This is a genomic window from Streptococcus pseudopneumoniae (assembly GCF_038148935.1).
Classification (GTDB): Bacteria; Bacillota; Bacilli; order Lactobacillales; family Streptococcaceae; genus Streptococcus; species Streptococcus pseudopneumoniae_U.
The window spans coordinates 1-18,634 of the sequence record NZ_JBBJZX010000007.1 but is presented as its reverse complement, the minus strand read 5'-3'; the positions used below and the strand labels follow the sequence as shown (position 1 = coordinate 18,634).

General features: G+C 40.0%; 18 protein-coding genes and 1 pseudogene. 17 read left to right on the top strand and 2 right to left on the bottom strand.

The annotated features are described in order from the left end of the window. Window positions 1-168 precede the first annotated feature (168 nt). The 3 genes and pseudogenes from WKI42_RS11035 to WKI42_RS01670 all read left to right on the top strand — a co-directional run. A pseudogene (locus WKI42_RS11035) lies at window positions 169-216 on the top strand (hypothetical protein); the annotation flags it as partial. A gap of 15 nt (window positions 217-231) precedes the next feature. Next, window positions 232-2,151, top strand: a complete 1,920-nt coding sequence (gene tet(M) / locus WKI42_RS01675) for a tetracycline resistance ribosomal protection protein Tet(M) (RefSeq protein WP_368081013.1) — start codon at window positions 232-234, stop codon at window positions 2,149-2,151. 100 nt (window positions 2,152-2,251) lie between these two features. Continuing rightward, window positions 2,252-2,437, top strand: a complete 186-nt coding sequence (locus tag WKI42_RS01670) for a cysteine-rich KTR domain-containing protein (RefSeq protein ID WP_011058338.1) — start codon at window positions 2,252-2,254, stop codon at window positions 2,435-2,437. 59 nt (window positions 2,438-2,496) lie between these two features. Here the strand turns inward: WKI42_RS01670 and WKI42_RS01665 are convergent, their stop codons facing one another. Further along, window positions 2,497-2,850 carry a helix-turn-helix transcriptional regulator gene (locus WKI42_RS01665; protein WP_001227347.1) on the bottom strand — a complete coding sequence of 118 codons (354 nt, stop codon included), beginning with the start codon at window positions 2,848-2,850 and terminating at the stop codon, window positions 2,497-2,499. A 504-nt stretch (window positions 2,851-3,354) separates the two neighbouring features. Between WKI42_RS01665 and WKI42_RS01660 the strand changes: the two genes are divergently transcribed. The 11 genes from WKI42_RS01660 to WKI42_RS01605 all read left to right on the top strand — a co-directional run bounded on the left by WKI42_RS01660 (window position 3,355) and on the right by WKI42_RS01605 (window position 14,895). Further along, the gene (locus tag WKI42_RS01660) at window positions 3,355-3,777 is read left to right on the top strand and encodes a sigma-70 family RNA polymerase sigma factor (protein WP_000804885.1); all 423 of its coding nucleotides are present in this window, start codon (window positions 3,355-3,357) and stop codon (window positions 3,775-3,777) included. Beyond that, on the top strand, window positions 3,774-4,004 hold the full coding sequence (locus WKI42_RS01655; RefSeq protein ID WP_000857133.1) for a helix-turn-helix domain-containing protein: 231 nt from the start codon (window positions 3,774-3,776) through the stop codon (window positions 4,002-4,004). Before WKI42_RS01660 ends, WKI42_RS01655 begins: the two co-directional genes overlap by 4 nt. Window positions 4,005-4,464: 460 nt before the next feature. Beyond that, window positions 4,465-4,668, top strand: coding sequence for an excisionase (locus WKI42_RS01645; protein WP_000814511.1), 204 nt, complete (start codon window positions 4,465-4,467; stop codon window positions 4,666-4,668). A gap of 81 nt (window positions 4,669-4,749) precedes the next feature. Then, window positions 4,750-5,967 carry a tyrosine-type recombinase/integrase gene (locus WKI42_RS01640; protein WP_001291561.1) on the top strand — a complete coding sequence of 406 codons (1,218 nt, stop codon included), beginning with the start codon at window positions 4,750-4,752 and terminating at the stop codon, window positions 5,965-5,967. Window positions 5,968-6,331: 364 nt separating this feature from the next. Beyond that, window positions 6,332-7,993, top strand: coding sequence for a ribonuclease J (locus WKI42_RS01635; RefSeq protein WP_368081012.1), 1,662 nt, complete (start codon window positions 6,332-6,334; stop codon window positions 7,991-7,993). A gap of 67 nt (window positions 7,994-8,060) precedes the next feature. Further along, window positions 8,061-8,840 (top strand): alpha/beta hydrolase family protein, encoded by a 780-nt coding sequence (locus WKI42_RS01630; protein WP_368081011.1) that lies wholly within the window; start codon window positions 8,061-8,063, stop codon window positions 8,838-8,840. A gap of 108 nt (window positions 8,841-8,948) precedes the next feature. After that, window positions 8,949-10,169, top strand: coding sequence for a peptidoglycan bridge formation alanyltransferase MurM (gene murM / locus WKI42_RS01625; protein WP_368081010.1), 1,221 nt, complete (start codon window positions 8,949-8,951; stop codon window positions 10,167-10,169). Between the two features lie 4 nt (window positions 10,170-10,173). Continuing rightward, entirely contained in the window at window positions 10,174-11,406 is a 1,233-nt protein-coding gene (gene murN, locus WKI42_RS01620; protein ID WP_368081009.1) for a peptidoglycan bridge formation alanyltransferase MurN, read from the top strand. A gap of 78 nt (window positions 11,407-11,484) precedes the next feature. Beyond that, on the top strand, window positions 11,485-12,186 hold the full coding sequence (locus WKI42_RS01615) for a M57 family metalloprotease (RefSeq protein ID WP_172928802.1): 702 nt from the start codon (window positions 11,485-11,487) through the stop codon (window positions 12,184-12,186). Between the two features lie 38 nt (window positions 12,187-12,224). Continuing rightward, window positions 12,225-14,072 (top strand): excinuclease ABC subunit UvrC, encoded by a 1,848-nt coding sequence (gene uvrC / locus WKI42_RS01610; protein WP_101514740.1) that lies wholly within the window; start codon window positions 12,225-12,227, stop codon window positions 14,070-14,072. Continuing rightward, a complete protein-coding gene (locus tag WKI42_RS01605; protein ID WP_101514739.1) occupies window positions 14,062-14,895 on the top strand; it encodes a metallophosphoesterase family protein in 834 nt (277 codons plus the stop codon). Before uvrC ends, WKI42_RS01605 begins: the two co-directional genes overlap by 11 nt. 64 nt (window positions 14,896-14,959) lie before the next feature. Here the strand turns inward: WKI42_RS01605 and WKI42_RS01600 are convergent, their stop codons facing one another. Next, window positions 14,960-15,760 (bottom strand): amino acid ABC transporter substrate-binding protein, encoded by an 801-nt coding sequence (locus tag WKI42_RS01600; protein ID WP_368081008.1) that lies wholly within the window; start codon window positions 15,758-15,760, stop codon window positions 14,960-14,962. 170 nt (window positions 15,761-15,930) lie between these two features. Here WKI42_RS01600 and WKI42_RS01595 point away from each other — a divergent pair, with 170 nt between their 5' ends. From WKI42_RS01595 to WKI42_RS01585, 3 genes are read left to right on the top strand one after another with little or no spacing between them, the layout of a single operon-like run. Beyond that, window positions 15,931-16,536, top strand: a complete 606-nt coding sequence (locus WKI42_RS01595) for a nitroreductase family protein (RefSeq protein WP_368081007.1) — start codon at window positions 15,931-15,933, stop codon at window positions 16,534-16,536. A gap of 12 nt (window positions 16,537-16,548) precedes the next feature. Next, window positions 16,549-17,949: a dipeptidase PepV gene (gene pepV / locus WKI42_RS01590; RefSeq protein ID WP_368081006.1), complete on the top strand. Its 1,401-nt coding sequence runs from the start codon at window positions 16,549-16,551 to the stop codon at window positions 17,947-17,949. A gap of 53 nt (window positions 17,950-18,002) precedes the next feature. Beyond that, complete coding sequence (locus WKI42_RS01585; RefSeq protein WP_368081005.1) at window positions 18,003-18,581, top strand: uracil-DNA glycosylase family protein; 579 nt, start codon at window positions 18,003-18,005, stop codon at window positions 18,579-18,581. Window positions 18,582-18,634 lie beyond the last annotated feature (53 nt).

The following is an 18,634-nucleotide window of genomic DNA, read 5'->3' as shown; positions in this document are numbered from 1 at the left end:
TTAAATAAACTGTCAATTTGATAGTGGGAACAAATAATTGGATGTCCTTTTTTAGGAGGGCTTAGTTTTTTGTACCCAGTTTAAGAATACCTTTATCATGTGATTCTAAAGTATCCGGAGAATATCTGTATGCTTTGTATGCCTATGGTTATGCATAAAAATCCCAGTGATAAGAGTATTTATCACTGGGATTTTTATGCCCTTTTGGGCTTTTGAATGGAGGAAAATCACATGAAAATTATTAATATTGGAGTTTTAGCTCATGTTGATGCAGGAAAAACTACCTTAACAGAAAGCTTATTATATAACAGTGGAGCGATTACAGAATTAGGAAGCGTGGACAAAGGTACAACGAGGACGGATAATACGCTTTTAGAACGTCAGAGAGGAATTACAATTCAGACAGGAATAACCTCTTTTCAGTGGGAAAATACGAAGGTGAACATCATAGACACGCCAGGACATATGGATTTCTTAGCAGAAGTATATCGTTCATTATCAGTTTTAGATGGGGCAATTCTACTGATTTCTGCAAAAGATGGCGTACAAGCACAAACTCGTATATTATTTCATGCACTTAGGAAAATGGGGATTCCCACAATCTTTTTTATCAATAAGATTGACCAAAATGGAATTGATTTATCAACGGTTTATCAGGATATTAAAGAGAAACTTTCTGCCGAAATTGTAATCAAACAGAAGGTAGAACTGTATCCTAATATGTGTGTGACGAACTTTACCGAATCTGAACAATGGGATACGGTAATAGAGGGAAACGATGACCTTTTAGAGAAATATATGTCCGGTAAATCATTAGAAGCATTGGAACTCGAACAAGAGGAAAGCATAAGATTTCAGAATTGTTCCCTGTTCCCTGTTTATCACGGAAGTGCAAAAAGCAACATAGGGATTGATAACCTTATAGAAGTGATTACGAATAAATTTTATTCATCAACACATCGAGGTCAGTCTGAACTTTGCGGAAAAGTTTTCAAAATTGAGTATTCGGAAAAAAGACAGCGTCTTGCATATATACGTCTTTATAGTGGCGTACTGCATTTGCGAGATTCGGTTAGAATATCGGAAAAGGAAAAAATAAAAATTACAGAAATGTATACTTCAATAAATGGTGAATTATGTAAAATCGATAAGGCTTATTCCGGGGAAATTGTTATTTTGCAGAATGAGTTTTTGAAGTTAAATAGTGTTCTTGGAGATACAAAGCTATTGCCACAGAGAGAGAGAATTGAAAATCCCCTCCCTCTGCTGCAAACGACTGTTGAACCGAGCAAACCTCAACAAAGGGAAATGTTACTTGATGCACTTTTAGAAATCTCCGACAGTGACCCGCTTCTGCGATATTATGTGGATTCTGCGACACATGAAATCATACTTTCTTTCTTAGGGAAAGTACAAATGGAAGTGACTTGTGCTCTGCTGCAAGAAAAGTATCATGTGGAGATAGAAATAAAAGAGCCTACAGTCATTTATATGGAAAGACCGTTAAAAAAAGCAGAGTATACCATTCACATCGAAGTTCCACCGAATCCTTTCTGGGCTTCCATTGGTCTATCTGTAGCACAGCTTCCATTAGGGAGCGGAGTACAGTATGAGAGCTCGGTTTCTCTTGGATACTTAAATCAATCGTTTCAAAATGCAGTTATGGAGGGGATACGCTATGGCTGTGAACAAGGATTGTATGGTTGGAATGTGACGGACTGTAAAATCTGTTTTAAGTATGGCTTATACTATAGCCCTGTTAGTACCCCAGCAGATTTTCGGATGCTTGCTCCTATTGTATTGGAACAAGCCTTTAGAAAAGCTGGAACAGAATTGTTAGAGCCATATCTTAGTTTTAAAGTTTATGCACCACAGGAATATCTTTCACGGGCATATAACGATGCTCCCAAATATTGTGCAAATATCGTAAATACTCAACTGAAAAATAATGAGGTCATTCTTAGTGGAGAAATCCCTGCTCGGTGTATTCAAGAATATCGTAGTGATTTAACTTTCTTTACAAATGGACGTAGTGTTTGTTTAACAGAGTTAAAAGGGTACCATGTTACTACCGGTGAACCTGTTTGCCAGCCCCGTCGTCCAAATAGTCGGATAGATAAAGTACGATATATGTTCAATAAAATAACTTAGTGTATTTTATGTTGTTATATAAATATGGTTTCTTGTTAAATAAGATGAAATATTTTTTAATAAAGATTTGAATTAAAGTGTAAAGGAGGAGATAGTTATTATAAACTACAAGTGGATATTGTGTCCTGTATGTGGAAATAAAACACGATTAAAGATAAGGGAAGATACTGAATTAAAAAAATTCCCCCTCTATTGTCCGAAATGCAGACAAGAAAATTTAATTGAAATAAAGCAGTTCAAAGTAACTGTGATTACAGAGCCAGACGCAAAGACGCAGAGCCGATAAAATGAGATTAATACAATCTCATTTTATCGGCTCTTTCCGTTATGTATGGATTCTTTTAATTAGTCTTCGATGTTTCTTGCTTCGTTGATACCGCTGGCTAAAGATTCCATTAAGGATAGTTCTTTGTCTGTAAAGCTATCCATGTATTTCTCTATCTGTAATCGTCGGGTGCTTTTTACCAAGTTATTAGCAGGTAAGAAAAATTCATCAACGGAAACATGAAGTAACGATACAAGGTCATAAAGAACTTGTATGCTGGGGTGTTGCCCTTTATTTTCAATATTAGTTAAGTACCGTGGGTCAATTTCAATCAATGCTCCCACTTGTTCACGAGTTAAACCTCGTTTCAATCGAGCTTCTTTAATGGCTAAACCAAAGGCTCTAAAATCATATTTATCTTCTTTTTTACGCATAGTAGACCACCTCTATACATTTTACTGTTCCTACTGAATTAAAAACAGGTATAGAAAAACGTGTTATATGGTTTATAGGTTTATATTTAATAAAAAGCACTACTAAACGCCAATAAAAAAAACCGTTATATGGTAGTGCTATTTACGCTGTTAAAATATTGTATATTACTTCCAAATGGCGGTTTGTTGGAGGTCAACGTCGCCATGAAGTACATCATATACAATAAATTTCCTTACATTGGGTTCTTGTCAAAAAAAGTCGTCTATCTGCAATAGATAAGTACGTCCACCAATGTGGTTTTATAAATCATATAGATAGAATAACAGAAGCATGTAAACAGAGAAATAAATCTGTTTATATGCTTTTTTGGCTATTCAGAACTTTTTTACAAAGTTTATTTATCAGTAATGCAACAAATCCCCCTTTCACATTGGGACTAAGAGTGAAAGGAGATAAACGAGCAAGGCTCACTTCCTTTCCTAGACAGAAAGGGGGTGAGAAACATGAAACCATCTTCTTTTCAGACCACAATAGAAAATCAGTTTGACTATATCTGTAAACGTGCTATGGAAGACGAGCGAAAGAATTATATGCTTTATCTTTCAAGGATTGCAAAGCGTGAGGTGTCCTTTTCGGATGTTGGCGATTATCTTGTTAGCCAGTTTGCGACAACAGATAACTATTCAACTGACTTTCAGATTTTTACACTCAATGGGTTATCAGTAGGCGTTGAAAATGATTTGTTGAGTGAAGCATTACGTGAGTTGCCAGACAAGAAACGTGAAATTCTACTGCTGTTTTACTTTATGGACATGAGCGATTCAGAAATTGCAGACCTGTTGAAATTGAACCGTTCTACTGTCTATCGGCATAGAACCAGTGGACTAGCCTTAATTAAAAAGTTTATGGAGGAATTTGAAGAATGAAAACACAATATCCTATGATTCCCTTTCCTCTCATTGTAAAGGCAACAGATGGCGATACCGAAGCGATTAACCAGATTCTACATCATTACAGAGGGTACATAACGAAGCGTTCCCTACGACTTATGAAAGATGAATATGGCAATCAAAGTATGGTCGTTGATGAAGTCTTACGTGGAAGAATGGAAACCAGACTGATTACAAAGATTTTGTCATTTGAAATTAAGTAATATCCTCTCTCCTTTCGTGGAAGCGTGCTAAACCATTCCACGCTTCCCGAACAGGGAGGTTTGTTATTCCACCAAAGCATATTGAGCTTTCAATGTGTTTTGATAGGCTAACGAGCCATTGTTCTTTGAAAACTGAATAAAAGTAATCGAATACGTTTCGATAAGAAAAGAGCCAACGGAACTAACCGCCATGACCTATCTTATAAAGATAGCGAGCGATTCATGTTAGTGATCCGAGAAGCAATCTTTAGCAGGATTGCCTGCAACGACATTCTTATCGTGATAATGATACTCCCATACAGTCAATAGTCCGAGCGTGATAAAACCGTCGCAGGCAATGAGTATGGCTACATGAGAACCATGCAGGGGTGGAACTCCCGTGAGCTTTGCTAAAGCTGTTCGATTGCTGGTAAAACAACTTTTATGAAATCCAAATAAGTGATTTGGAAAGGAGGATTTTATGAAGCAGACTGACATTCCTATTTGGGAACGTTATACCCTAACCATTGAAGAAGCGTCAAAATATTTTCGTATTGGCGAAAACAAGCTACGACGCTTGGCAGAGGAAAATAAAAATGCAAATTGGCTGATTATGAATGGCAATCGTATTCAGATTAAACGAAAACAATTTGAAAAAATTATAGATACATTGGACGCAATCTAGCGTCGCCAAAGGGTCTTGTATATGATAAAATAGTATTAAGTTGTATCAAGGCTCTTTCCATAAAGGAAAGGAGCAAATGCCATGTCAGAAAAAAGACGTGACAATAAAGGTCGAATCTTAAAGACTGGAGAGAGCCAACGAAAAGACGGAAGATACTTATACAAATATATAGATTCATTTGGAGAACCGCAATTTGTTTACTCGTGGAAACTTGTGGCTACAGACCGAGTACCAGCAGGAAAGCGTGATTGTATCTCACTTAGAGAGAAAATCGCAGAGTTACAGAAAGACATTCATGATGGTATTGATGTTGTAGGAAAGAAAATGACACTCTGCCAGCTTTACGCAAAACAGAACGCTCAAAGACCAAAGGTTAGAAAAAACACTGAAACTGGACGCAAATATCTTATGGATATTTTGAAGAAAGACAAGTTAGGTGTAAGAAGTATTGACAGTATTAAGCCATCAGACGCTAAAGAATGGGCTATTAGAATGAGTGAAAATGGTTATGCTTATCAAACCATCAATAACTACAAACGTTCTTTAAAGGCTTCATTCTATATTGCTATACAAGATGATTGTGTTCGGAAGAATCCATTTGACTTTCAACTGAAAGCAGTTCTTGATGATGATACTGTCCCTAAGACCGTACTAACAGAAGAACAGGAAGAAAAACTGTTAGCCTTTGCAAAAGCTGATAAAACCTACAGCAAAAATTATGATGAAATTCTGATACTCTTAAAAACAGGTCTTCGTATTTCAGAGTTTGGTGGTTTGACACTTCCAGATTTAGATTTTGAGAATCGTCTTGTCAATATAGACCATCAGCTATTGAGAGATACTGAAATTGGGTACTACATTGAAACACCAAAGACCAAAAGTGGCGAACGTCAAGTTCCTATGGTTGAAGAAGCCTATCAAGCATTTAAGCGAGTGTTAGCGAATCGAAAGAATGATAAGCGTGTTGAGATTGATGGATATAGTGATTTCCTCTTTCTTAATAGAAAGAACTATCCAAAAGTGGCAAGTGATTACAACGGCATGATGAAAGGTCTTGTTAAGAAATACAATAAGTATAACGAGGATAAATTGCCACACATCACTCCACATAGTTTGCGACATACATTCTGTACCAACTATGCAAATGCAGGAATGAATCCAAAGGCATTACAGTACATTATGGGACATGCTAATATAGCCATGACGCTGAACTATTACGCACATGCAACATTCGATTCTGCAATGGCAGAAATGAAACGCTTGAATAAAGAGAAGCAACAGGAGCGTCTTGTTGCTTAGTAGTACAAATGAATTTACTACTTATTTACCACTTCTGACAGCTAAGACATGAGGAAATATGCAAAGAAACGTGAAGTATCTTCCTACAGTAAAAATACTCGAAAGCACATAGAATAAGGCTTTACGAGCATTTAAGAAAATATAAAAAGATAATTAGAAATTTATACTTTGTTTAATGGAAAAAGAATAGCAGGTAGGAAAGAGTTGGGAAACCAGCTCTTTTTTTGAAAATAAATCTTCATTTTGAAAATCATCAAAAAAATGGTATAATGGTAGGAAAAGATTCGGCTAAAAGGAATAGTGCTTTTAGAATAAGAGGGAAAGTAACCCTATAATCAAGATAAACAAAGCTTTCGGAGGAAAAATGAGTAATATCAGTTTAACAACACTTGGTGGTGTACGTGAAAACGGGAAAAATATGTATATCGCTGAAATCGATGGGTCTATTTTCGTTTTGGATGCAGGTCTGAAATACCCTGAAAATGAACAACTAGGGGTGGATGTGGTCATTCCCAATATGGACTACCTGTTTGAAAATAGCGATCGTATCGCTGGGGTCTTCTTGACCCACGGCCATGCGGATGCCATTGGTGCTCTGCCTTATCTCTTGGCTGAAGCCAAGGTGCCTGTATTTGGGTCTGAGCTGACCATTGAGTTGGCAAAACTCTTTGTCAAAGGGAATGACACAGTTAAGAAATTCAATGATTTCCATGTCATTGATGAGGATACGGAGATAGATTTTGGAGGGACTGTGGTGTCCTTCTTCCGTACGACCCACTCTATCCCAGAGAGTCTGGGTGTGGTCTTGAAGACAGCTGAGGGTAGCATCGTTTATACAGGTGACTTCAAATTTGACCAGACAGCTAGTGAATCTTATGCCACAGACTTCGCCCGTTTGGCAGAAATCGGTCGTGATGGAGTTCTAGCTCTTCTTAGCGATTCAGCCAATGCAGATAGCAATGTTCAAGTGGCTAGCGAAAGTGAAGTTGGAGATGAAATCACCCAAACCATTGCAGACTGGGAGGGTCGTATCATCGTTGCAGCAGTAGCCAGCAACCTCTCTCGTATCCAGCAGGTGTTTGATGCTGCGGATGCAACAGGTCGTCGTATCGTCTTGACAGGATTTGATATTGAAAATATCGTCCGCACTGCTATTCGCCTCAAGAAATTGTCTCTAGCTAACGAAAGTCTTTTGATTAAGCCAAAAGATATGTCTCGCTTTGAGGACCATGAGTTGATTATCCTTGAGACAGGTCGTATGGGTGAGCCTATCAACGGTCTTCGTAAGATGTCGATTGGTCGCCACCGTTATGTAGAAATCAAGGACGGTGACCTAGTTTATATCGTAACAACTCCGTCTATCGCCAAAGAAGCAGTTATGGCGCGTGTGGAAAACATGATTTACCAAGCTGGCGGGGTTGTCAAATTGATCACCCAAAGCTTGCGTGTGTCAGGACATGGAAATGCGCGTGACTTGCAGTTGATGATCAATCTCTTGCAACCTAAGTATCTCTTCCCGATTCAAGGGGAATACCGTGAGTTGGATGCCCATGCCAAGGCTGCTATGGCTGTTGGTATGTTGCCAGAACGTATTTTCATCCCTAAAAAGGGAACCAGCATGGCTTATGAGAATGGGGACTTTGTTCCAGCTGGAGCGGTTTCGGCAGGCGATGTCTTGATTGACGGAAATGCCATCGGTGATGTTGGCAATGTGGTTCTTCGTGACCGTAAGGTCTTGTCAGAGGACGGTATTTTCATCGTAGCAATTACCGTTAACCGTCGTGAGAAGAAAATTGTAGCCAAGGCTCGTGTTCACACGCGCGGATTTGTTTATCTCAAGAAGAGCCGCGATATTCTCCGTGAAAGTTCAGAATTGATTAACCAAACGGTAGAAGAGTATCTTCAAGGAGATGACTTTGACTGGGCAGATCTCAAAGGGAAGGTTCGTGATAATTTGACCAAGTATCTCTTTGATCAAACTAAGCGTCGTCCAGCTATTTTACCAGTGGTGATGGAAGCAAAATAATTGTTGAAATAAACAGAGAGAAAGTCGAATGTCGGCTTTTTCTTATCGGAAAATAGAGGAAAAAATTATGGCAGTAATGAAAATCGAGTATTACTCACAAGTTTTAGATATGGAGTGGGGAGTAAATGTCCTCTACCCTGATGCCAATCGAGTGGAAGACCCAGAATGTAAAGATATTCCCGTCTTGTACCTCTTGCACGGGATGTCTGGCAACCATAATAGTTGGCTCAAGCGGACCAATGTAGAACGCTTGCTTCGGGGGACTAATCTCATCGTCGTCATGCCCAATACCAGCAATGGTTGGTACACCGATACCCAATATGGTTTTGACTATTACACAGCTCTAGCAGAGGAATTGCCACAGGTTCTGAAACGCTTCTTCCCTAATATGACTAGCAAGCGTGAAAAGACCTTTATCGCTGGTCTCTCTATGGGAGGCTACGGCTGCTTTAAACTGGCTCTTGCAACAAATCGTTTCTCTCATGCGGCTAGTTTTTCGGGTGCCCTTAGTTTTCAAGAGTTTTCTCCTGAAAGCCAAAATCTGGGAACACCAGCTTATTGGAGAGGTGTGTTTGGGGAGATTAAAGATTGGACAGCTAGCCCCTATTCTCTTGAAAGTCTGGCTAAAAAATCGGATAAAAAGACCAAGCTGTGGGCTTGGTGTGGCGAGCAGGATTTCTTGTATGAAGCCAATAATCTAGCAGTGAAAAATCTCAAAAAACTAGGTTTTGATGTGACCTATAGCCATAGTGCTGGAACTCACGAGTGGTATTATTGGGAAAAACAATTGGAACGGTTCTTAGCAACCCTACCGATTGATTTCAAATTAGAAGAGAGATTGACTTAGTTTGAACTTCAGCATAGGGGGAGAACTAAAATAAAATATGTTTTCGCTAGACTTTTCAAACGAAAGTAGTAGAATAGTAATAAGATACTGGAGGAAAGAGAGTAGGAAATGTACCGTTATCAAATTGGCATTCCCACATTAGAATATGATCAGTTTGTCAAAGAACATGAATTAGCCAATGTATTACAAAGTAGTGCTTGGGAAGAAGTGAAGTCTGATTGGCAACATGAGAAGTTTGGTGTCTACAGGGAAGAAAAATTACTGGCGACAGCTAGTATTTTGATTAGAACTCTTCCGCTAGGCTATAAAATGTTTTACATTCCAAGAGGACCTATATTGGATTATGGGGATACGGAACTCTTGAGTTTTGTCATTCAGTCCATTAAGTCTTATGCTCGAAGCAAGAGAGCTATTTTTGTGACTTTTGACCCAAGTATTTGCCTATCTCAAAGTTTAATCAATCAGGAAAAGACAGAATATCCTGAAAATCTGGCTATTATTGATAGTTTGAAACAAATGGGAGTAAGGTGGTCAGGAAAAACAGAGGAAATGGGAGACACCATTCAACCTCGTATTCAGGCGAAAATATACAAGGAAAATTTTGAAGAAGATAAACTTTCCAAGTCAACAAAACAGGCTATTCGAACAGCACGGAATAAGGGTGTAGAGATTCAATTTGGTGGAACTGAATTATTGGAGTCCTTTTCCTTTTTGATGAAAAAAACCGAGAAGCGGAAAGAGATTCATTTGAGGAATGAAGCCTATTATAAAAAGTTGTTAGATAATTTTAAGGACAAGGCCTATATCACCTTGGCAACCTTGGATGTCTCTAAACGTTCGCAAGAATTAGAAGAACAGTTAGCGAAAAACAGAGCCTTGGAAGAGACCTTTACTGAGTCAACTCGCACTTCAAAAGTAGAAGCGCAGAAGAAGGAAAAAGAACGTTTGTTAGAGGAATTGACTTTCCTGCAGGAATATATGGATGCGGGTCAAGCGAGAGTTCCTTTAGCGGCTACCTTGAGTTTGGAATTTGGTACTACCTCTGTCAATCTATATGCTGGTATGGATGATGATTTTAAACGTTACAATGCACCAATTTTAACTTGGTATGAAACGGCTCGCTATGCCTTTGAGCGAGGTATGGTCTGGCAAAATTTAGGTGGTGTTGAAAACTCTCTCAATGGTGGACTTTATCATTTTAAGGAAAAATTTAATCCAACGATTGAAGAATACTTGGGTGAATTTACAATACCTACCCATCCTCTCTATCCTCTGTTAAGACTTGCTCTTGATTTCCGTAAAACATTAAGAAAAAAACATAGAAAGTAAGTATATGGCACTAATTACACTCACGAAAGAAGAGTTTCAGGCTTATTCTGATCAGGTTTCTTCTCGTTCCTTTATGCAATCTGTCCAGATGGGGGATTTGCTAGAAAAAAGAGGGGCTCGAATTGTTTATCTTGCTTTGAAACAAGAAGGAGAGATTCAAGTTGCAGCTCTGGTTTATAGCTTGCCCATGCTGGGTGGTCTGCATATGGAGATCAATTCGGGGCCGATTTATACCCAACAAGATGCTCTTCCAGTTTTTTATGCGGAGTTAAAAGAATATGCCAAGCAAAATGGTGTATTAGAGTTGTTTGTAAAACCTTATGAAACTTATCAAACTTTTGATAGCCAAGGTAATCCAATAGATGCTGAGAAAAAAAATATCATTCATGGTTTAACTGATTTAGGTTATCAATTTGATGGCTTGACGACAGGTTATCCAGGTGGAGAGCCGGATTGGTTATACTATAAAGATTTGACTGAATTAACTGAAAAGAATTTGCTTAAAAGTTTTAGCAAAAAAGGGAAACCCTTGGTGAAAAAGGCTGAAACCTTTGGCATTCGGTTGAAAAAGTTAAAACGTGAAGAACTATCGATTTTTAAGAACATCACAAAAGAAACCTCTGAACGTAGAGAATATAGTGATAAAAGTTTAGAATATTATGAGCACTTTTATGATGTTTTTGGAGAACAAGCGGAGTTTCTCATAGCAAGTTTAAATTTTTCGGACTATATGAGCAAATTGCAAGGTGAACAAAGTAAACTAGAAGAAATCTTGGGCAAGTTGCGACTTGATTTGAGTAAAAATCCTCATTCTGAGAAAAAACAAAATCAACTGAGAGAATATTCTAGTCAATTTGAAACGTTTGAAGTTCGAAAAGCAGAAGCGCGAGACTTGATTGAAAAATATGGGGAAGAAGATATTGTTTTAGCTGGGAGTTTATTTGTTTATATGCCTCAGGAAACGACTTATCTCTTTAGTGGTTCCTACACTGAGTTTAATAAATTCTACGCCCCTGCCCTGCTTCAAAAATATGTTATGTTGGAAAGTATAAAACGTGGAATACCTAAATACAACTTCCTAGGGATTCAAGGGATTTTTGATGGTAGTGATGGTGTTTTGCGTTTTAAACAAAATTTTAATGGCTATATTGTACGTAAAGTAGGAACTTTCCGTTACCATCCATCGCCTTTAAAATACAAAGCTATCCAGTTACTCAAAAAAATAGTAGGACGTTAAGATGAAAAAGCCAGTATTTAGCTTTCTTTCAGCTTATTTTAGTAAAATAGTCTTTATTTGCTAGAAAGGTGGAGAGACATGCGCTGGCTTTTTCGTTTGATAGGGGCTTTCTTTTCTTTTATTTGGCGTTTGTTTTGGCGCCTGGTTTGGATAGTTGTGTTCTTATGTGCTCTTGCTTTCGGACTTCTCTGGTATCTGAACGGAGATTTTCAAGGAGCGCTAAAGCAAGCAGAGCGGTCAGTCAAGATTGGTCAACAAAGTATTGACCAATGGGAAAAAACAGGGCAACTGCCTAAGTTGAATCAGACAGATAGCCACCAGCATTCTGAAGGAAGATGGCCACAGGCTTCTGCTCGTATTTACTTGGATCCCCAGATGGATTCACACTTCCAAGAAGCTTATGTAGAAGCAATTCAGAATTGGAATCAAACTGGTGCTTTTAACTTTGAAATCGTGACTGAGTCCAGCAAGGCGGATATCTTGGCTACGGAGATGAATGACGGAGGTACTCCTGTGGCAGGAGAGGCAGAAAGTCAGACCAATCTCTTAACGGGGCAATTCTTGTTTGTCACAGTGCGGTTGAATCATTATTATCTGTCCAATCCAGACTTTGGCTATTCATATGAGCGCATTGTCCATACGGCAGAACATGAGTTGGGGCATGCGATTGGCTTGGACCATACAGATGAGAAGTCTGTGATGCAACCTGCAGGTTCCTTTTATGGTATTCAGGAAGAGGATGTTACAAACCTCCGAAAAATATATGAGACTAGTGAGTAGGGAACAATCTTTCCCTACTTTTTTGCTATAATGGAACTATGAACAACTTGATTAAATCAAAACTAGAGCTCTTGCCGACCAGCCCTGGTTGCTACATTCACAAGGATAAAAACGGCACCATTATCTATGTAGGAAAGGCTAAAAATCTGCGTAACCGCGTAAGATCTTATTTCCGTGGAAGTCATGATACCAAAACAGAGGCCTTGGTGTCTGAAATTGTAGATTTTGAATTTATCGTTACGGAGTCCAATATTGAGGCACTTCTCCTAGAAATCAATCTGATCAAGGAAAATAAGCCTAAATACAATATCATGCTCAAGGATGACAAGTCCTATCCCTTCATCAAAATCACTAATGAACGCTATCCTCGTTTGATTATCACCCGTCAGGTCAAGAAAGACGGCGGTCTTTATTTTGGACCTTATCCCGATGTGGGGGCAGCCAATGAAATCAAGCGATTACTGGATCGGATTTTCCCTTTTCGCAAGTGTACCAATCCACCGTCTAAGGTCTGTTTTTACTACCATATCGGTCAATGTATGGCCCACACCATCTGTAAGAAGGATGAGGCCTACTTCAAGTCTATGGCTCAGGAGGTTTCTGATTTTCTGAAAGGGCAAGATGACAAAATCATTGATGACCTAAAGGGCAAGATGGCAACGGCAGCCCAGACTATGGAATTTGAACGTGCAGCGGAATATCGTGACCTGATTCAGGCTATTGGAACACTTCGAACCAAGCAACGGGTCATGGCTAAGGATCTCCAAAATCGGGATGTCTTTGGCTACTATGTGGATAAGGGCTGGATGTGTGTACAGGTTTTCTTTGTTCGTCAGGGCAAGCTTATTGAGCGCGATGTCAATCTTTTCCCTTATTATAATGATCCGGATGAGGACTTTCTAACCTATGTAGGACAATTCTATCAAGAAAAATCTCATCTAGTTCCTAATGAGGTATTGATTCCGCAGGATATCGATGAAGAAGCTGTCAAGGCTTTGGTGGATACCAAGATTCTCAAACCTCAACGTGGAGAGAAAAAACAACTGGTCAATCTAGCTATAAAAAATGCCCGTGTTAGTCTGGAGCAGAAGTTCAATCTGCTAGAAAAATCTGTCGAAAAGACCCAAGGAGCTATTGAAAATCTAGGACGTTTGCTCCAAATTCCGACTCCAGTTCGCATCGAGTCCTTCGATAACTCCAACATCATGGGTACCAGTCCTGTTTCGGCTATGGTGGTCTTTGTTAACGGAAAGCCTAGTAAGAAGGATTACCGTAAGTATAAAATCAAGACTGTGGTTGGGCCAGACGATTATGCTAGTATGCGAGAGGTCATTCGCAGACGTTATGGTCGAGTACAAAGAGAAGGTTTAACTCCACCAGACTTGATTGTCATTGATGGAGGGCAAGGTCAAGTCAATATCGCCAAGCAGGTCATCCAAGAAGAACTTGGCTTGGATATTCCCATTGCAGGTCTGCAAAAGAATGACAAGCACCAAACCCATGAATTGCTCTTTGGAGATCCGCTTGAGGTGGTGGAGTTGTCTCGCAATTCTCAGGAATTTTTCCTCCTCCAACGTATTCAAGACGAGGTCCACCGCTTTGCTATTACTTTCCATCGCCAACTGCGCTCCAAAAATTCTTTTTCATCACAACTGGATGGAATTGAAGGGCTGGGACCTAAACGCAAGCAAAATCTTATGAAGCATTTCAAGTCTCTAACTAAAATCAAGGAAGCCAGTGTGGATGAGATTGTCGAAGTTGGGGTGCCAAGAACAGTCGCAGAAGCTGTGCAGAAGAAGTTGAACCCGCAGGAAACAGAAACCTTGCCTCAAGTGGCGGAAGAAAGTGTAGAATACCAAACAGAAGGAGACCATCATGAACCATAAAATCGCAATTTTATCAGATATTCATGGCAATGCGACGGCGCTAGAAGCAGTGATTGCAGATGCTAAAAATCAAGGAGTCAGTGAATACTGGCTTCTGGGAGATATTTTTCTTCCTGGTCCAGGCGCAAATGACTTAGTCGCCCTGCTAAAGGACCTCCCTATCACAGCCAGTGTTCGAGGCAATTGGGATGATCGTATCCTTGAGGCCTTGGATGGTGAATATGGTTTGGAACATCCGAAAGAAATCCAGTCAATGCGCATGACCCAGTTTTTGATGGAGCGAATGGTTCCTGCAACGATTGTCTGGCTACGAAGCTTGCCTTTGCTGGAAAAGAAAGAAATTGACGGATTGCGCTTTTCTATCTCTCATAATTTGCCAAATAAGAACTATGGTGGTGACTTGCTAGTTGAGAATGATACAGAGAAATTTGACCAACTCCTAGATGAAGAAGTTGACGTGGCAGTCTATGGTCATGTTCACAAGCAGTTGCTTCGTTATGGCAGTCAAGGGCAACAAATCATCAATCCAGGGTCGATTGGCATGCCCTATTTTAATTGGGAAGCGTTAAAAAATCACCGTGCCCAGTATGCCGTGATAGAGGTTGAAGATGGGGAATTGGTAAATATCCTATTTCGTAAAGTCGCTTATGATTACGAAGCTGAGTTGGAATTGGCCAAATCCAAGGGGCTTCCCTTTATCGAAATGTATGAAGAACTACGTCGTGAAGATAACTATCAGGGGCACAATCTGGAATTATTAGCAAGCTTAATAGAAAAGCATGGGTATGTAGAGGATGTGAAAGATTTTTTTGATTTTTTGTAAAAGTTTCCTAAAATAACCAATGCAAACTAAAAACGATTGGCTGGCCCAATCGTTTTTATATATCTTATTGTAACTGAGATTGATCTGGGAGGTAAGAGCCACCTAGATAGGTATTGCTAAGTTTTTCAAGGGTTCCGTCTTGATAGAGTTCCTTGAGTGCTTTATCAAATTTTTCTTTAAACTCTTTCTGGTCGCTTGAGAAAACGATATAATTGCTGGGGCTATCAGCAGAAGGCAAATCAACAAGAGAAAGGTCCAAACCACGGTCCTTGATAATCTTTTGAACGGATACCTTGTCAAAAACGAGGAAATCAAATTCACCGTTAGCAAGGTCTAGGATTCGTTTGCCAATATCCTCACCAGAAAAATCGATAGTAGCAGGATTGTCAGGGTGTTTCTGATTCCAGTTATTGATGAATTGAGCGTTAGAAGTTCCGGTATCTTCTTGCGTTGTTTTGCCAGCGATTTGGTCAAGAGAAGTTAAAGGATTTTTCTTGTTGCTGACGAGGACGAGCGGATTGTTCGAAATTGGAAGTGAGTAGAGGTATTTTTCAGCACGTTCTTTTGTGTAACTCAAGTTGTTAGCTGCAGCTTGGTAGTGACCAGAATCAAGTCCTGGGAAGATGCTCTCCCAAGCAGTTCTTTGGAATTGAATCTCGTAGTCACTGAGCTTTTCATCCACTGCCTTTAGAACTTCGATATCGAAGCCTGTCAGATTGCCCTTGTCTTCGTAGTCAAATGGTGGCACATCACCAGCTGTAGCAACGACGATTGTTTTTTGAGGACTAGTCTCTTTAGGTGTAGCTTGATTCCCGCAGGCAACCAATAATGGAAGGATGGCTAGTAATAGGCTAAATTTTTTCATAATGTCTCCGTTCAAATGTAAAGTACTTGCTAGTTTATCAGAAACTTTCTTGATGAACCAATATATATTTTTTATAGTTGTGATAAAAAAACTTAATCATGGAAAATATCTGCAAGCTCTTTCAAATTATGGTAGAATGGAAGCAGTAGAATTAGAAAAGGAAATCGATTATGAAATTTCTTGAATTAAATAAAAAACGTCATGCGACCAAGCATTTCACTGATAAGCCTGTTGATCCCAAAGATGTGCGTACGGCTATCGAAATCGCAACCTTGGCACCAAGCGCCCACAACAGCCAGCCTTGGAAATTTGTGGTGGTTCGTGAGAAAAATGCCGAACTAGCAAAATTGGCTTATGGTTCAAACTTTGAGCAGGTATCATCAGCACCTGTAACCATTGCCTTGTTTACAGATACAGATTTGGCCAAACGCGCTCGCAAGATTGCCCGAGTTGGTGGTGCTAACAATTTCTCAGAAGAACAACTCCAATACTTTATGAAAAATTTGCCTGCTGAGTTTGCCCGTTACAGTGAACAACAGGTCAGTGACTACCTAGCCTTCAATGCAGGTTTGGTTGCCATGAACTTGGTTCTTGCATTGACAGACCAAGGAATTGGATCAAATCTGATTCTTGGATTTGACAAATCAAAAGTTAATGAAGTTTTGGACATCGAAGACCGTTTCCGCCCAGAACTCTTGATTACAGTGGGTTATACAGACGAAAAATTGGAACCAAGCTACCGCTTGCCAGTAGATGAAATCATCGAGAAAAGATAGAAAGAAGAAAAAATGACAGCAATTGATTTTACAGCAGAAGTAGAAAAACGCAAAGAAGACCTCTTGGCTGACTTGTTTAGCCTTTTGGAAATCAACTCAGAACGTGACGATAGCAAGGCAGATGCTGAGCATCCATTTGGACCTGGGCCAGTAAAAGCCTTGGAAAAATTCCTTGAAATCGCAGACCGCGATGGCTACCCAACTAAAAATGTTGACAACTACGCAGGACATTTTGAGTTTGGTGATGGAGAGGAAGTTCTCGGAATCTTTGCCCACATGGACGTGGTGCCAGCTGGTAGCGGTTGGGACACAGATCCTTACACCCCAACTATCAAAGACGGTCGCCTTTATGCGCGTGGGGCTTCGGACGACAAGGGTCCTACAACAGCTTGTTACTATGGTTTGAAAATCATCAAAGAATTGGGTCTTCCAACTTCTAAGAAAGTTCGTTTCATCGTCGGAACAGACGAAGAATCAGGCTGGGCAGACATGGACTACTATTTTGAACATGTAGGACTTGCGAAACCAGACTTCGGTTTCTCTCCAGACGCTGAATTCCCTATCATCAATGGTGAAAAAGGAAACATCACAGAATACCTCCACTTTGCAGGTGAAAATGCAGGCGCTGCTCGTCTTCACAGCTTCACAGGTGGATTGCGTGAAAACATGGTACCTGAATCAGCAACAGCAGTTGTTTCAGGTGACTTGGCTGACTTGCAAGCTAAACTAGATGTCTTCGTTGCAGAACACAAACTCAGAGGGGAAATTCAAGAAGAAGCTGGTCAATATAAGGTGACTATTATTGGTAAATCAGCCCATGGTGCTATGCCTGCTTCAGGTGTCAATGGTGCGACTTACCTAGCCCTCTTCCTTAGCCAGTTTGACTTTGCTGGTCCAGCCAAAGACTACCTTGACATCGCTGGTAAGATTCTCTTGAACGACCATGAGGGTGAAAATCTCAAGATTGCTCATGTGGATGAAAAGATGGGTGCCCTTTCTATGAATGCGGGTGTCTTCCGCTTTGACGAAACAAGTGCTGACAATACGATTGCCCTCAACATCCGCTATCCAAAAGGAACAAGCCCAGAACAAATCAAGTCAATCCTTGAAAACTTGCCAGTTGCTTCTGTTAGCTTGTCAGAACACGGTCATACCCCTCACTATGTACCAATGGAAGATCCACTTGTACAAACCTTGTTGAATGTCTATGAAAAACAAACAGGCCTACAAGGTCATGAACAAGTTATCGGTGGTGGTACCTTTGGTCGCTTGCTAGAACGAGGTGTTGCCTATGGTGCCATGTTCCCAGACTCTATTGACACCATGCACCAAGCCAATGAATTTATCGCCTTGGATGATCTCTTCCGAGCAGCAGCAATCTATGCCGAAGCTATTTATGAATTGATCAAATAAAACGATAGAAGTCTGAGATTTTATGCTTAGACTTCTTTTTGGAGGGAGAACAGATGTCTCAAATCGAAAGAATCAAGCAGGCTATCATGGCAGATCCGCAGAATGCCAGCTATACAGAACGCGGAATTGAACCTCTCTTTGCGGCGCCAAAAACTGCTCGCATCAATATCATCGGTCAGGCACCGGGACTTAAAACCCAAGAAGCAGGCCTTTATTGGAAGGACAAGAGTGGCGACCGTTTGCGGGAGTGGCTAGGTGTGGATGAGGACACCTTTTACAATTCAGGTTATTTTGCTGTTTTGCCTATGGATTTCTACTTTCCAGGGCATGGCAATTCAGGTGATTTACCACCTCGAGCAGGATTTGCCGAAAAATGGCATCCACAGCTCTTGCAAGAACTACCAGATATTCAGTTAACTCTCTTGATTGGACAATATGCCCAAGCCTACTATTTACAGGAGAAAATCAGTGGCAAGGTGACAGAACGGGTAAAACATTACCAGAAGTATCTGCCAGACTATTTTCCACTAGTTCATCCCTCACCACGAAATCAAATCTGGATGGCCAAAAATCCTTGGTTTGAGACAGAAGTGGTGCCAGAGTTGAAAAAAAGAATTAAAACCATTTTATAGTCAATGAAAATCAAAGAGCAAACTAGGAAGCTAGCCGCAGGTTGCTCAAAACA